The 12,363-nt window shown below is 39.8% G+C and carries 17 protein-coding genes; all 17 read left to right on the top strand.

The window, feature by feature from the left end:
* Window positions 1-12: 12 nt before the first annotated feature.
* The gene (locus tag KHQ31_RS03885) at window positions 13-312 is read left to right on the top strand and encodes a hypothetical protein (RefSeq protein ID WP_213408003.1); all 300 of its coding nucleotides are present in this window, start codon (window positions 13-15) and stop codon (window positions 310-312) included.
* A gap of 354 nt (window positions 313-666) precedes the next feature.
* A complete protein-coding gene (locus KHQ31_RS03880; RefSeq protein WP_213408001.1) occupies window positions 667-978 on the top strand; it encodes a hypothetical protein in 312 nt (103 codons plus the stop codon).
* Window positions 979-1,088: 110 nt separating this feature from the next.
* Complete coding sequence (locus KHQ31_RS03875; RefSeq protein WP_213407999.1) at window positions 1,089-1,493, top strand: RNA polymerase subunit sigma-70; 405 nt, start codon at window positions 1,089-1,091, stop codon at window positions 1,491-1,493.
* 106 nt (window positions 1,494-1,599) lie between these two features.
* Window positions 1,600-2,445: a DNA adenine methylase gene (locus tag KHQ31_RS03870; protein WP_213407997.1), complete on the top strand. Its 846-nt coding sequence runs from the start codon at window positions 1,600-1,602 to the stop codon at window positions 2,443-2,445.
* Window positions 2,446-2,460: 15 nt separating this feature from the next.
* Entirely contained in the window at window positions 2,461-3,741 is a 1,281-nt protein-coding gene (locus KHQ31_RS03865; protein WP_213407995.1) for a type II restriction enzyme, read from the top strand.
* Window positions 3,742-4,171: 430 nt separating this feature from the next.
* Complete coding sequence (locus KHQ31_RS03860) at window positions 4,172-4,357, top strand: XRE family transcriptional regulator (protein WP_213409708.1); 186 nt, start codon at window positions 4,172-4,174, stop codon at window positions 4,355-4,357.
* 412 nt (window positions 4,358-4,769) lie between these two features.
* The gene (locus KHQ31_RS03855) at window positions 4,770-5,102 is read left to right on the top strand and encodes an HNH endonuclease (RefSeq protein WP_213409676.1); all 333 of its coding nucleotides are present in this window, start codon (window positions 4,770-4,772) and stop codon (window positions 5,100-5,102) included.
* Between the two features lie 134 nt (window positions 5,103-5,236).
* Window positions 5,237-5,575 carry a P27 family phage terminase small subunit gene (locus KHQ31_RS03850; RefSeq protein WP_213409675.1) on the top strand — a complete coding sequence of 113 codons (339 nt, stop codon included), beginning with the start codon at window positions 5,237-5,239 and terminating at the stop codon, window positions 5,573-5,575.
* Window positions 5,562-7,250, top strand: a complete 1,689-nt coding sequence (locus KHQ31_RS03845; RefSeq protein WP_213409674.1) for a terminase TerL endonuclease subunit — start codon at window positions 5,562-5,564, stop codon at window positions 7,248-7,250. The genes KHQ31_RS03850 and KHQ31_RS03845 overlap by 14 nt, the downstream gene beginning before the upstream one ends.
* Complete coding sequence (locus KHQ31_RS03840) at window positions 7,250-8,341, top strand: phage portal protein (RefSeq protein WP_213409673.1); 1,092 nt, start codon at window positions 7,250-7,252, stop codon at window positions 8,339-8,341. The genes KHQ31_RS03845 and KHQ31_RS03840 overlap by 1 nt, the downstream gene beginning before the upstream one ends.
* Window positions 8,338-9,114 carry a head maturation protease, ClpP-related gene (locus tag KHQ31_RS03835; RefSeq protein ID WP_213409672.1) on the top strand — a complete coding sequence of 259 codons (777 nt, stop codon included), beginning with the start codon at window positions 8,338-8,340 and terminating at the stop codon, window positions 9,112-9,114. Before KHQ31_RS03840 ends, KHQ31_RS03835 begins: the two co-directional genes overlap by 4 nt.
* A gap of 18 nt (window positions 9,115-9,132) precedes the next feature.
* A complete protein-coding gene (locus KHQ31_RS03830; protein ID WP_213409671.1) occupies window positions 9,133-10,194 on the top strand; it encodes a phage major capsid protein in 1,062 nt (353 codons plus the stop codon).
* A 19-nt stretch (window positions 10,195-10,213) separates the two neighbouring features.
* A complete protein-coding gene (locus KHQ31_RS03825; protein WP_213409670.1) occupies window positions 10,214-10,528 on the top strand; it encodes a head-tail connector protein in 315 nt (104 codons plus the stop codon).
* Window positions 10,509-10,913: a hypothetical protein gene (locus KHQ31_RS03820; RefSeq protein ID WP_213409669.1), complete on the top strand. Its 405-nt coding sequence runs from the start codon at window positions 10,509-10,511 to the stop codon at window positions 10,911-10,913. Before KHQ31_RS03825 ends, KHQ31_RS03820 begins: the two co-directional genes overlap by 20 nt.
* A complete protein-coding gene (locus KHQ31_RS03815) occupies window positions 10,913-11,347 on the top strand; it encodes a hypothetical protein (protein WP_213409668.1) in 435 nt (144 codons plus the stop codon). The genes KHQ31_RS03820 and KHQ31_RS03815 overlap by 1 nt, the downstream gene beginning before the upstream one ends.
* Before the next feature lie 20 nt (window positions 11,348-11,367).
* A complete protein-coding gene (locus tag KHQ31_RS03810) occupies window positions 11,368-11,715 on the top strand; it encodes a hypothetical protein (RefSeq protein ID WP_213409667.1) in 348 nt (115 codons plus the stop codon).
* Between the two features lie 3 nt (window positions 11,716-11,718).
* Entirely contained in the window at window positions 11,719-12,348 is a 630-nt protein-coding gene (locus KHQ31_RS03805) for a major tail protein (protein WP_213409666.1), read from the top strand.
* Window positions 12,349-12,363: the final 15 nt, after the last annotated feature.

Raw genomic sequence — 12,363 nt, 5'->3', positions numbered from 1 at the left:
AGGAGAAAAATAATGATTACAGCAAAAGAAGCAAGAGAACGGACTGATAAGAATATTTTGGAGAAAAAGGCTTCTGAAGAAGGTTTACAGAACATTCTAGATGCCATTGAGCGCAAAATTGAAAATGGTTCAACATACCACGAAGTCACTTTCAGTGGGTACGACAAGTTAAAAGTTGCGGCTTTACAACGCGAAGATGTGCAACGTGAATTGGAAAAGTTGGGGTATTACATTACCCATAGAAAGCCGAGTGGCGAGTTTATGGATAGCGGATCTTACACGGTTTCGTGGGAGGAAGATGATGCCGAATAATCGACATAGGCGAGTAGACCGACTAAAACGTCAAGAGACAGGTGCGTGTAATTGCAAACGTTGTAAGTTACCTTGGGTAGAAGTTGATTTAAGCGATTTGGAAGATGAGCACATTCACTCCGAAGACTGCAACGCAGATAATTGCAAAGCGTGCCGACCATTTAATTATGAATTGGTTAAGTCAGTTGACAAATTCAAGTCAGACATGCGCGGTGTAGTTAATAGATTTTTTAAGCGTTTTAAATAGCGAGTAATGTATTTGTACCTAAAACGGTTTTAAATTGATTTTAGACCCTGAAAACAGGGTGAGTTATAGGGAAACGGAGCAAGCGAGTGGAACTCAAAGAGATTAAATTGAATAATCAAACAGTTTCGGCAGAAGTGTCGAAGAGCAGATTTGGTGTAGATGACCGAGAAACCAGTATTTCATTTCTAGAAGCGAGCGGGCGTTGGTCAATCTATACAAACGTACGTAAGCATATTACTAAGTATCTACCACGCGTTACACAGTTCGTTAGTGTAGAAGTAGACGAAACCGGGCGTGTAATTAAGTTCTATGGCTACATGGACGACATTGCGGGTATGTCCGCGACGACTAAGCGCGAGATGACAGAAGAACAACGACAAGCACTATCTGATCGTGCTAAGAAAAATTTCGGTAAATAGCCCTTTAAATCGCTTGTAAACGATTTTAGTTACATTCAGATGAATGTGCTGATTTAGTGGTAAAATTGATTACAAGATGATTAATGGCGTTTTAAGGGGGCGTTGAGTGTATGGCTTTGTTACCAAAACTAGATAAACGTAAAACAGTGGATAATGTCCGCTATTTGTTTGAAAAAGAATTGCCGAGATTAGAAAATATGGCCCGTGTATCTCTAGGGTCTCCAACTATTTCAGATATGCCTACAAGTCGACCTGGCGGCAATGGGAACGATCAAAAATATACTGACGCAATTTGGGCTAAGAATATCATTACGAATATCAAGTCAGCGTGTGAATACATGCCTGAACCTTATCGAACGATGTTGAAGTTACGGTACTTTCATAAGTTAACTTGGAGTGAAATTGAAGAACGTATGTACATCGGGGAACGAGTAGGGCAAAAACGTATTGAACGTGCATTTATGTACTTCGCGGAATCGTTTTATGAAACAGATGATTTACGTGTGAATAAATAAAAAAAGGTTCACAATAATGACATTTTTTTCGGGATATTATACTGAATTTAAAAATTATATGTTAATCTAGATGTTAAGTTAAACTTGAAGTTGGGAGAAAATAAGAATGAATAAGAACCCGCTAATAAAACCATTCGTTAAATGGGCTGGTGGAAAAAGACAATTACTATCAGAAATAAATAAATATGCTCCAGAGAAATTTGAGCATTACTTTGAACCGTTTGTGGGCGGTGGAGCAGTATTTTTAGACAGTCAGTTTAAAAACGTCACAATTAATGATTTTAATTCAGAGCTAACTAATACTTACAAAATTGTTAAGACACATGTAAACGAATTAATAGAAATATTGAAAGAGCATGATGCAAATAATTCTAGTGATTATTACTATACTGTTAGAGAGTGGGATAGGAATGGAATTATAGACAATAAGACGGATATTGAGCGGGCAGCCCGCTTTATTTACTTAAATAAAACAGGGTTTAATGGATTATTTCGAGTGAATAGTCAAGGACAAGTAAATGTACCGTATGGAAAATATAAAAATCCATCAATTGTTAATGAAAGTGTACTGAAGGCAGTATCAGTTTATTTGAATGAGAATAATGTTAATATTTTAACGGGTGATTACGCTGATGCCTTGAAAGATGTAAAAGCGAATGATTTTGTATATTTAGATCCGCCATATGCTAATTTGACGGACGATAAACAAAATTTTGTGGGATATACATTGAATGGGTTTACAGATGAACATCAAGCTCGTTTGGCTGATTTGTTTAAGGAATTAGATAGTCGTGGGGCTTACGTAATGATGTCAAATTCATCAGCCCCAATTATTCACGAATTGTACAAAGAGTATTCTGAAAACATTCATATTGTACAAGCGAAGAGAGTGATTAATAGTCGCGCCCAAGGCCGTGGAAACGTTGATGAAGTAATTATTACAAACTATTAAAATTAGGAGTTTAGGATGTCTGGGTTAAATGATGACGCGTGGGGAAAGATTTTTGATGATTTCAATGTTTTAGAGACCATACGTTTGAGAGGGTCTTTTGAAATTTCGTCGATGGAAATTAAAAAATATCGCGAACCACGGCTAATGACAAAGTTTGATTCTGTAGACGCATTACCAGATATTTTCAAAGAACATAAATTGAGAATCCTACCAAATAGTCGAGGAACATATGTTATTGGTGAATTCAAAGCATATGCAGAGTTTACATATGAGGACAAACGTCCTATTGTTGTAAAACTGCCGGAATATGTCCGTTCTTTTGATAGTTTTGATGTTACTTCAGAAGCTGTAGCCTTGAATATCGCCCAGATGACTGGGATGATAGATTATGTGATGAAGGCTATGGATGAAGTTCCAGCTGTTGAAACCATTTCAGGTCGGTTGTCTAGTGGGAGTTTAAAATATAATATTGATTTAGAAAGCTCAGATAAGACGTTTGAATTTGAAGTGGAGAATAGTCAAGTCGAAATTGATGCAGGATTTGAAACTTTGGATAGACTAGCTATAATCGAAGCGAAAAGTTATATTCCTAAAACTTTCATGATTCGACAATTGTATTATCCATATCGGGTCTATAATAATCTTGGTACGGATAAAAAAGTCTTACCGATTTATTTTACGTATTCAGATGGTATTTATGCGTTTCATATTTTCAAATTTAATAAAGAGGATAATTATTCCAGCATTAAAAAGGTAGAACAAATTAACTTTATTGTTGATGAATCATTAGATTTGACTGTTGATGATGTCATTAATATATCTAATCAAAGTGAGAATATTGTTGTAAAAAGTAGTTTTCCGCAAGCTGATAATATTACAAGAGTTTTAGATTTGTTAAACTACATTGATGAAGAGATTAAAAAGTCTGATGTGATAGATAGATACGAATTTCATGAAAGGCAAGGCGATTATTATCTTAATGCCTTAGTTTTTATTGGGATGGTTAAACGTATTGAGAAAGGACTTTTTGCTCTGACGGAATTAGGCCGAAAAGTTCAAAAAATGCCAAATAGTAATAGGCGAAATAAAATTATCATAGAGCAAATGTTAAGGGATAAGAGTTTCGACATGTGTTTTAAGGAATTTATTAACAATGGGGGTTTTATTAGTAAACCAGTTATTGCGGAAATTTTGTTAAAATATGCGTATGAGGTTGGATCTCAATCTACGGCAGAACGACGACATTCAACTGTAAAATCATGGATAGATTGGATAATAAGTGTTACTGTCGACTAGAATATTTTAAGTAAATAAAATAACCGTGAGTTACCGACTAAATAAAGTTGATAATTCACGGTTTTTCTTATGTAAAAGTGTTGATTGTTATACGAACGTATTATATAATATAGTTATAGGGTTGAGGTAACGAAGTCCTGAATATTAAAGAAAGGGAAAATGAAATGGGTAAGAAAAAGCGCAAAAAGAAAAACAAGGCCGCTGAGCGAATTGTAACGATTAGCTTGATAACAGCAATTATCAATTTAATCAATTCGTTAGTGAACTTGCTTCTCAAATAAATAGCAAAAGCGGGGTAGAGATACCTCGTCTTTGTGTACCCATTTTAACAAATTATCATGAAAAACGAAACTCTATACAAAATGGCGATATCTGCATTAGTCATTTCAGTCCTTGCGTTAGTTATTAATTTAGTGAGTGTGGTGTTGTGATGAAATTAAGGGATAAAGTTCAGGCGGTGCTGGATAGTGATTTATCATCGTATGCATTGAATAAAGAATACGGAATAAATGCAAGTAAGATTGGTCGTCTACGAAGTGGTAAGAATTCGATCGATGATATTAGCCTGGCATTCGCTGAAAAATTAGAAGAAGTTTATGATAAGGCACTCGATTAAGTTCGGGTGCTTTTTTCTTTGTTCAAAACGTTCGGGGAGTGTTCGGAAAACGTTCGGCCGTAAGGCGGGGTAAACGGGGTATTATGATATTGTTCGATAATTAGGTATGAACAAAAGACGACAATATTTCACGCTAACTTAAATTACTTGTAAAAAAAGAGATGTGTCGTGAATTGGTATGCCGGTCGAGCGATCTAATTTATTCAATGGTGGCAGAGTATCACATGAGATAGCGTCATAACGTGAGGGCAATCGGGTGAGGAGCTAGCACAACAGTCCCGTAAATATGACGGTTCGATTCCGTCACTGCTAATTGGTTTCAAAAGAGTAGCTGTTAAAAAACGGTTGCTCTTTTTTATGGCCAAAAAATAGAGGCGCAAATAAACATGTGTGTTCAAGAGAGGTGATAGCGATGCGTAGTGATGTACCTAAGACGTTCTATGACCGAGCTGATAGAGTTCGTTTCTATCGTAGTAAGAGATGGCGTGAGTTGCGTAACCAAGTGGTAGAGCGTGACCACCATGAGTGTTTGAGTTGTAGAGCTGATGGTGTTATCACAACTGATCGCATGCCTGATGTAGTTATCGAGGTAGACCACATACTATCTATTATTGATAGACCTGACTTGGTTCTTGATGCAAGTAACCTACAGTCGCTGTGTCGTATGTGTCACAACGCTAAGCATGACAAGTATCGTTCTATGATGCGTAAACGCAACGGTGATAGTGATGAGTGGTTTGGTTGAGAAGTTGATAGAAACATACGAATAATAAAATCCCCCCCCGTCGAAAAAATTCGAAAAAAACGAACGTTGGAGAACCGGGGGGAGTGGGTCGATTCTATGAAAAAGAGTGATTTTTACAGAAAGGGGGTGGGGGTATGCAAAAAAAGACCAGAAACCAAGTGGAATCTAGTCTTTCTGCGGGTATTCGTGCTGTTAGGACAATTACAGCATACGAAGAAGATTTAATCAAGCGTTACGGACAATTCAACGAAGATTTGATTGCGCTTGACGATGAGATTAAGAAGAATGGCGTGATGATTGACGTTGTTGGCGGTAATGAGATCTACAGAAAGGTAAATCCAGCCGTGACGGAAAAGCAGAAGATTAATACGGCCATGAATAACATTCTCAAAACGTTGGGACTAGATGCTAAGAGTGTTCTTGATTATAAAGCGCCCGAAACCACGGGGGTAAATGTCGATGCTTACGAATAAATATGTAGATAATTACATTCAATCGTATCGCAATGGTGACATAAAGCTTAATAAGAGACGCATTAAGTTGATTGAGATGTTGGAACGTGACGTATTAACTCGAGATGATTTGTATTTTGACGAACAGAAGATTAATCGTTTGGTTAATTTCTCAGAGCGCCACTTTTTTGCACACACCGACTTCCAGAAATTCTGTGATGCACTTATCTTCTTATATAGAAAAGACACAGGAGAGCCATTCTTTGACCGCATATTATTGGTACTAGGTCGTGGAGCGGGAAAGAATGGTTGGACATCTACGTTAGCAGCTTTTCTTATCTCAGAGTTGAACGGTATTCGTAACTACAATGTAGGTATCGTCGCTAACTCTCTTGATCAAGCGAAGACTTCGGTAGATGAAATTTATCAGGCTATTGAAGATGATGATGTCCTTAATAAGATGTTTGAGCATTTGAAACAGAAGATTACTAGCAAGCAAATGCATGGATCAATTACCCCCCGAACGTCTAATGCTAAGACTAAGGACGGGGCCCGTGACAGTCTGGTCGTGTTTGATGAAATTCACGCCTATGAAAATGATGCCATTGTTAACGTGTTCGAAAGCGGACTTGGTAAAGTTGCGGAAAGTCGTTCTTTGATGATTGGATCAATGGGATATGTCCGCGGTGGATTTATGGACAAACAACTAGACTTAGCAGATAAGGTATTGGCGGGAGAAGAAACGCCAGATACTCTACTACCTATCATTGCTCAACTTGATGATGAAAGTGAAGTTGATGATCCAGAGAAGTGGGAGTTAGCTAACCCAATGTTGGTTAAGCCACTCTCTAATTATGGCGCCCGACTATTCGATAAGATTAAGAAACAACACAAGAGTATGTCAGAAGATGATAGCAAACGTGCTGAGTTTTTGACTAAGCGTATGAACTTACCAGCTACTGATACGACTAAGAATGTTGCCACGAAAGAAGAGATTACCGCAACTAATCAAGAGATTGAAGTTCCGGCAGGAAGTATGGCCATTGGGGCTGTTGATTTCTCAAGTGTGCGTGACTTCACGGCTGTTGGACTTCTGTTCAAAGTTGATGGTAAGTACGTCTGGAAAACACATTCATTCGCTACTAAAGATTTTGTTGAAAAGCACATGGGATACAATATCCCAGCTAATGACATTAAAGGCAGCCGTGTCTTTGCACCATTGAAAGAATGGGAGAGCAAAGGCGATTTAACTGTGCTAGATACACCAACTATTGATGCAAGTGTGGTTGTAGATTGGTTTGATACAAGGCGAGATACATATAACATTGACAGAATTGTTTTAGATACCTTTCGGGCTGACTATTTACGTCAGTCCTTTTTAGTATCCGGATATGACAATTTCGATGTTATCCGTAGTTCTAAATCTGTATCAGCTTTGCTGGCACCACGAATTGAAGCAGGTTTTGCTAACAAAGAGTTCGCGTGGGGAGATGTTCCTCTAATGCGTTGGTACACATGGAACGTCCTGGTCAACACGACTTCCGAGGGACGACATGAGTACTTGAAACGGGAAGAACGTAGGCGAAAGACAGATGGATTTATGGCCTTTGTTTTCGCTATGTACCGTGCTGATGAGTTAGAGGAGGCGGTCAATATGGACGCGGCTTTCAATACATTTATGGAGGTGGACTTTTAATGAATTGGTTTTCAAAGCTAGTTCTCAAGGGTAACAGTCGGGACCCATCATCTGATGAAATTGTCATCAATGATTTTTTTACAGGCGTTCGATCGTCACTGACTGATTATGGTATGACGATTGTTGCTAATTATATCGCTCGTTCGTTTATGAGTGTGAAGGCGGACGTTGAACGCAAAGCTGTATACAAACGATTGAATGTGGCACCTAATAAAAACCAGAACGCATCTGAGTTTTGGCGTGATGTTGTGTACAAGTTAGTCAACGAGAACGAAGTGTTGGTCGTTACCAACTCAAGTAAAGAGTTACTGATTGCTGATAGTTTCACGGTTGAAGAGTCAACTAATTATGGCAACAAGTACAAACACGTCACCGTAGGCGAATTTACGTTTAAGCGTGAGTTCAAACATGAAGATGTATGGCATATGACGTTGTCATCTGAGATGTGGCAACGAAATTTTGATAATTTCAATCGTGAGTTAGACGCTCTTTATGCCTACATCATGGGGAATGCTAAGCGTAAGAATCAATTACGCGCGTTGCTGAAAGTTGAGGGTAATAATAACTTCGCTAAGGAAAACGAAGCTGAGATTATGTCTAAAACAATCAGTAAGATTAGGAAGAGTGTTGAGACAAATGAAGTTGCAATCATTCCCCAGTTAAAGGGGCTTTCGTATGAAGAGCAAAACTTCAAATCTGGAGTTAATCAGTCTTTCGGGGCTGATGAACTAGCGAAATTGAAGAAGATGGTAGTACTTGATGCAGCAAGTGTATTAGGTATACCTGTTGCTTTGTTGTATGGAGAACAAGCTGATAACTCAGGCGCGTTGGCTACTTATCGTCAAAACGTTGTTCGTCCTATCCTGACATTGCTTAATAGCGAAGTTGAACAAAAGCTAGGTATGGAGATTAAGATGTCATTCCATCACGACCATTCAATCTTTGAAATGGCTGAACAGGCTGACAAACTAATCTCATCTGGTGTTCTAACCCGTAATATGGTGGCCGGTTACTTTGACCTACCACCTGTTGAAGGCGGGGATGAGTTTGTTCTGACTAAGAATTATGCGGCGAAAGGAGAAGAAGAATGATTGAGATTAAAGGAACAATTGCTAGTGAAGAGACGGCTGAGTACATGCGTGCTGACGCTAGTCAAAAGACAGCAACGACACCACAAGATGTGCGTGAAGCGTTGGCAAATGAGGATAGTGACACTGTGGAAATTAACCTGAATTCAGGTGGTGGCGAAGTGTTTGCTGGCAGTGAGATTTACAACTTGTTGCGTTCAAGCGATAAGGAAATTCATATTAATATCACTGGTTTCGCAGGTAGTGCAGCTAGTGTTATTGCATGCGCGGGGGATGTTGTTAAGATGTCTCCCGTTTCTTATTTCATGATTCATAACGCTTATGGGAGCGCTAATGATGATGCCTTGAATGTGGTCAATGAAGGTATCTTGAATGCTTATGTTTTACGTACGGGGTTAGATCGTGAGAAGTTGCGAACGATGATGCAAGACGAAACGTATATCAGTGCGGGAGAAGCTATCAAGCTTGGTTTCGCCAATGCTCTGATGTATGAGGAAGATGATGCGCAAATGGTAGCGCAAGTGAAAGGAGAAGGTATGCCAGAAGAAACAAAGACGGACGTTGAAGTAAAGACAGAAGAAGTAGATATGGCTGAAATTCTAGCGTTTCTGAAGAAGATTGACGGACGCTTGGATGATATTGAAAAAGCTATGGAAACTGAGGAAACAGAAGAGGAAGCGACGCCTGAAAAGGAAGAACAACCTACTGCCCCAGTTGAAAATGAACTGTCTAATGAAGAGATTGTTAACGCTGTAATGGAAAAGCTATTCGCTTAATAAAAGGAGAATTTAATTATGAACTTGGAACAAACACCACAAGAATTGTTTGAAGAAAAGATGAAGAACATGGTAGCTGATGCGGTTGCTGACGCTCAAGCAGGTAAGGCATCAGGAGTGAAGATGTCTGCTGCTGAACGTAAGTTCTTTAATGATGTGAACACAGAAGTAGGAACTAAGGATGCTACTTTGTTGCCAGAAGATACTATCAACGAAGTATTTGATGCATTGTCACAAGACCACCCATTCCTAGCTACTTTGAACATGCAAAACACTGGTTTGCGTATGAAGATGATTAAGGCGGAAACTTCTGGTAACGCTGTATGGGGCGACATCTTCGGAGACATCAAGGGTCAACTGGACGTTAACTTTGTATCAGAAGACGGTATGCACAACAAGTTAACTGCCTTTATTGCTATCCCTAAGGACTTGAAGGACTTTGGACCAGACTGGGTTAAGAAGTTCGTTGTCGACCAAATTGTTGAAGCTATGGCCACTGCTTTGGAAGAAGCGTTTATCTCTGGTGACGGGTCTAACTTGCCAATCGGTCTAGATCGTGACTTGAACAAGGGAACTGTAGCAAATGGTAAGACTACTTACCCTAAGAAGGAAGTTTCAGGAACATTGGACTTTGCAGATACTGACAAGGTTATCAAGCAAGTTGCACAAATTGCACAAGACTTGTCAATCGCTGAAAATGGCAAGGTTTTGAAGACTGACGGGTTCGTTTATGTAGCCGTTTCACCAACTGAATACGTGTTGTTGCGTGGTGCATTTACTGTACAAAACGCATCTGGCGTATACGTTGAAAACTACCCAATGGGAATGAAGTTGGTGCCTGCGCAAGGTGTTAAGCAAGGTGAAGCGGTTGCTTACATTCCTTCACGATACACTGCCGCTATCGGTGGTGGTTTGACTATCTCTACATTCGACCAAACTTTGGCAATGGAAGACATGGACTTGCACATTGCTAAGCAATACGCAGAAGGTAAGGCAATCGATAACAACGCATCACGCGTTTACGCAATCAAAGTGCCAACTGGTTTGGAAGAAAAGAAGGCTAAGCCTGCTTCTAAGTAGTCGATAAGGAGGGCGTGATATGAGTGAATACACACCATTAAGCGCTGACTTTACATCTGAGAAGTTATTAGATGCTTTGAAAGAGGCGTTAAAGCTTTTTCACGATGAAGAAGATGAGCGTTTAAAGGCTATTCTTGATGCATCAGTAGAGTTGATTACAGATTTTACAGGTGTGAAGAGTCTAGCAAATGCTACTTATCGAGAGTTGATTATCGCTCGCGCTATGTACGTTTTCAACGACCAAGGCGAATACTTCTTTGATAACTATCGGGCTGAAATTAATGACCTGGCATTGAAGACGGGAGCTGAGAGTTTTGGACAAGTCAAAGCGTAAGAAAAATCAACGATACCAATCTAATGAGATGAATGTGCCGTTTACCGTCTTTTCTAAGCGCGATTTAGCTGATGACGGGCGCAAGCCTAAGCTTAAGTTGACTAAGGTTTATAAAGGACTAGGACTAGCGTATAAGCCGTCTAATAAAGACATTGCTCTACTTGGGGCGAAGTTTGAAAAGACGTCTCTAACACTAGTTATTCCTCAATTGAACAAGACTGTTCTAGATGTGAGTATGGTCGTTAAGATCAACGACATCAGATTGGGGAATGTTGGTTATTTTGAAGTGGATGAAATTATTCCGGACATAACTAACGGTCGTTACGTCAAGTTATTGGTGCACAAGACGAAACAACCACTAGGCTTATTCAACGAGGTGGGCTAATGGCGAATGGTACTAAATTCGAAGTTCACGGGCTTGAAGACATCTTCAGGACTGTTGAGCGCAAGTTAGGACGACAAGCTGTTATCGATATTTCGAATGATTTTGCAAAACAGGCTGGTAAAGCTGGTAAGAAAATTGTGCAAGAAGTAGAAGGCAGTTATCGAGATACCGGTGCAACTGTTAAAGAAACGACCTACAAGGTTAAGCCTGGTGGTATCGGTGGTGTGACATACGTATCAATTGGTTGGAAAGGTCCTAAACAGCGTGTGAAATTAGTCCACTTGAACGAATTCGGGTACGCCCGTAAGACGAACGGTGGCATTAGGCGCATACGTCCTAAGGGGTTCGGAAAACTAGAAAGTACGCTTGCGCCAATTGGAGTAGCGGCACGAATGATTGCTAGAAAGGCGGTAGTGAAATCGTTGCAGAAGTAGATATCTGGAGTGTTATCAAGTTGATCAATGATAATGCTGAAATTATGGAACTTACCGCTGGCAAGAAAGCCAAACTGCACATTGTAGAGGACATTAAACCAATCGAAGACGGGGCAAATATTGTGATTATTCCTGGTAATTATGGGTCACCAAAGGAATGGGCAAGTAACAAGCCAACCAAGCGATTGTTTGAATTCCAAATTAATGTGGAGGCTGGCTATTTTGAAACGGCGCTGGAAGTTTCAGACAAGATTGAAAAATTATTACTAAAGGAAGGCGTTCTCAGATTTGGGGACGCCTTTTCTGATGCAATCGATTACCTACAAGTAGTAGTGCGTCGATATCGTTTTACAACAAAGGAGAATTAGAGAATGGCTAAGTCATTTACATTGAACAGTGGAATTCTGTACGGGTTCCAACGCTTGCACGTATTCATGCAAACAGGAGCTGGAACAGTTGAAAAGTTTGTCGTTGAAGGCCGTGAAGGTGAAGGTGGGACACAAGAAATTAAGCTGAACGGTTTGTCAAAAGAACCAACGCAAGTATCAGCTTCAGACGTTGTTTACTACCAAAATGCCCAAGGGACAGGAAAGGTTACAGCAGATTTGACGTTGCTTGATGTTCCTATGGAAGTTGAAGCTAAGTGGTTAGGGCGCACTATCACTACTGATGGAAACATCATTATGGGTAAGGATACTAAGGCACCAAAGATGGCCATTATTGCTGAATCACATACAGCAAATGGAGACCCGGTTTACATTGCGTTGTTGAACGGTGTGCTGTCACGTCCTGAAGGTTTCTCAGCTAAGACTATGGACGCAGATGAAGAATTTAAGCCTGAAGGTGCGGCATACACATTCTCAGCGCAAAACTACATCAAGTCAGGTTCTGAATTTGACGGGGGAGTAGTTGTTACACGTATCGGAGATGGTCCTGGTAAGGACAAGTTGTTCGAAGCTGTTGCAGGAAAGGTTGCAGCCGTAAAGACTTCTGATAAGTAGTATCCGATTGAGCCA

Origin of the sequence: Weissella ceti (genome assembly GCF_018394055.1) — a bacterium.
In the GTDB taxonomy this organism is placed as follows: Bacteria; Bacillota; Bacilli; order Lactobacillales; family Lactobacillaceae; genus Weissella; species Weissella ceti.
The sequence above is the reverse complement of the archived record's forward strand: the minus strand, read 5'-3'. Positions and strand labels throughout refer to the sequence as shown.

Excerpts from the sequence above, each read along its gene's own strand:
- KHQ31_RS03885 (WP_213408003.1), top strand. The coding sequence starts at position 13 with ATGATTACAGCAAAAGAAGCAAGAGAACGGACTGATAAGAATATTTTG.
- KHQ31_RS03875 (WP_213407999.1), top strand. The coding sequence starts at position 1,089 with ATGGCTTTGTTACCAAAACTAGATAAACGTAAAACAGTGGATAATGTC.
- KHQ31_RS03870 (WP_213407997.1), top strand. The coding sequence starts at position 1,600 with ATGAATAAGAACCCGCTAATAAAACCATTCGTTAAATGGGCTGGTGGA.
- KHQ31_RS03865 (WP_213407995.1), top strand. The coding sequence starts at position 2,461 with ATGTCTGGGTTAAATGATGACGCGTGGGGAAAGATTTTTGATGATTTC.
- KHQ31_RS03860 (WP_213409708.1), top strand. The coding sequence starts at position 4,172 with ATGAAATTAAGGGATAAAGTTCAGGCGGTGCTGGATAGTGATTTATCA.
- KHQ31_RS03855 (WP_213409676.1), top strand. The coding sequence starts at position 4,770 with ATGCGTAGTGATGTACCTAAGACGTTCTATGACCGAGCTGATAGAGTT.
- KHQ31_RS03850 (WP_213409675.1), top strand. The coding sequence starts at position 5,237 with ATGCAAAAAAAGACCAGAAACCAAGTGGAATCTAGTCTTTCTGCGGGT.
- KHQ31_RS03845 (WP_213409674.1), top strand. The coding sequence starts at position 5,562 with ATGCTTACGAATAAATATGTAGATAATTACATTCAATCGTATCGCAAT.
- KHQ31_RS03840 (WP_213409673.1), top strand. The coding sequence starts at position 7,250 with ATGAATTGGTTTTCAAAGCTAGTTCTCAAGGGTAACAGTCGGGACCCA.
- KHQ31_RS03835 (WP_213409672.1), top strand. The coding sequence starts at position 8,338 with ATGATTGAGATTAAAGGAACAATTGCTAGTGAAGAGACGGCTGAGTAC.
- KHQ31_RS03830 (WP_213409671.1), top strand. The coding sequence starts at position 9,133 with ATGAACTTGGAACAAACACCACAAGAATTGTTTGAAGAAAAGATGAAG.
- KHQ31_RS03825 (WP_213409670.1), top strand. The coding sequence starts at position 10,214 with ATGAGTGAATACACACCATTAAGCGCTGACTTTACATCTGAGAAGTTA.
- KHQ31_RS03815 (WP_213409668.1), top strand. The coding sequence starts at position 10,913 with ATGGCGAATGGTACTAAATTCGAAGTTCACGGGCTTGAAGACATCTTC.
- KHQ31_RS03805 (WP_213409666.1), top strand. The coding sequence starts at position 11,719 with ATGGCTAAGTCATTTACATTGAACAGTGGAATTCTGTACGGGTTCCAA.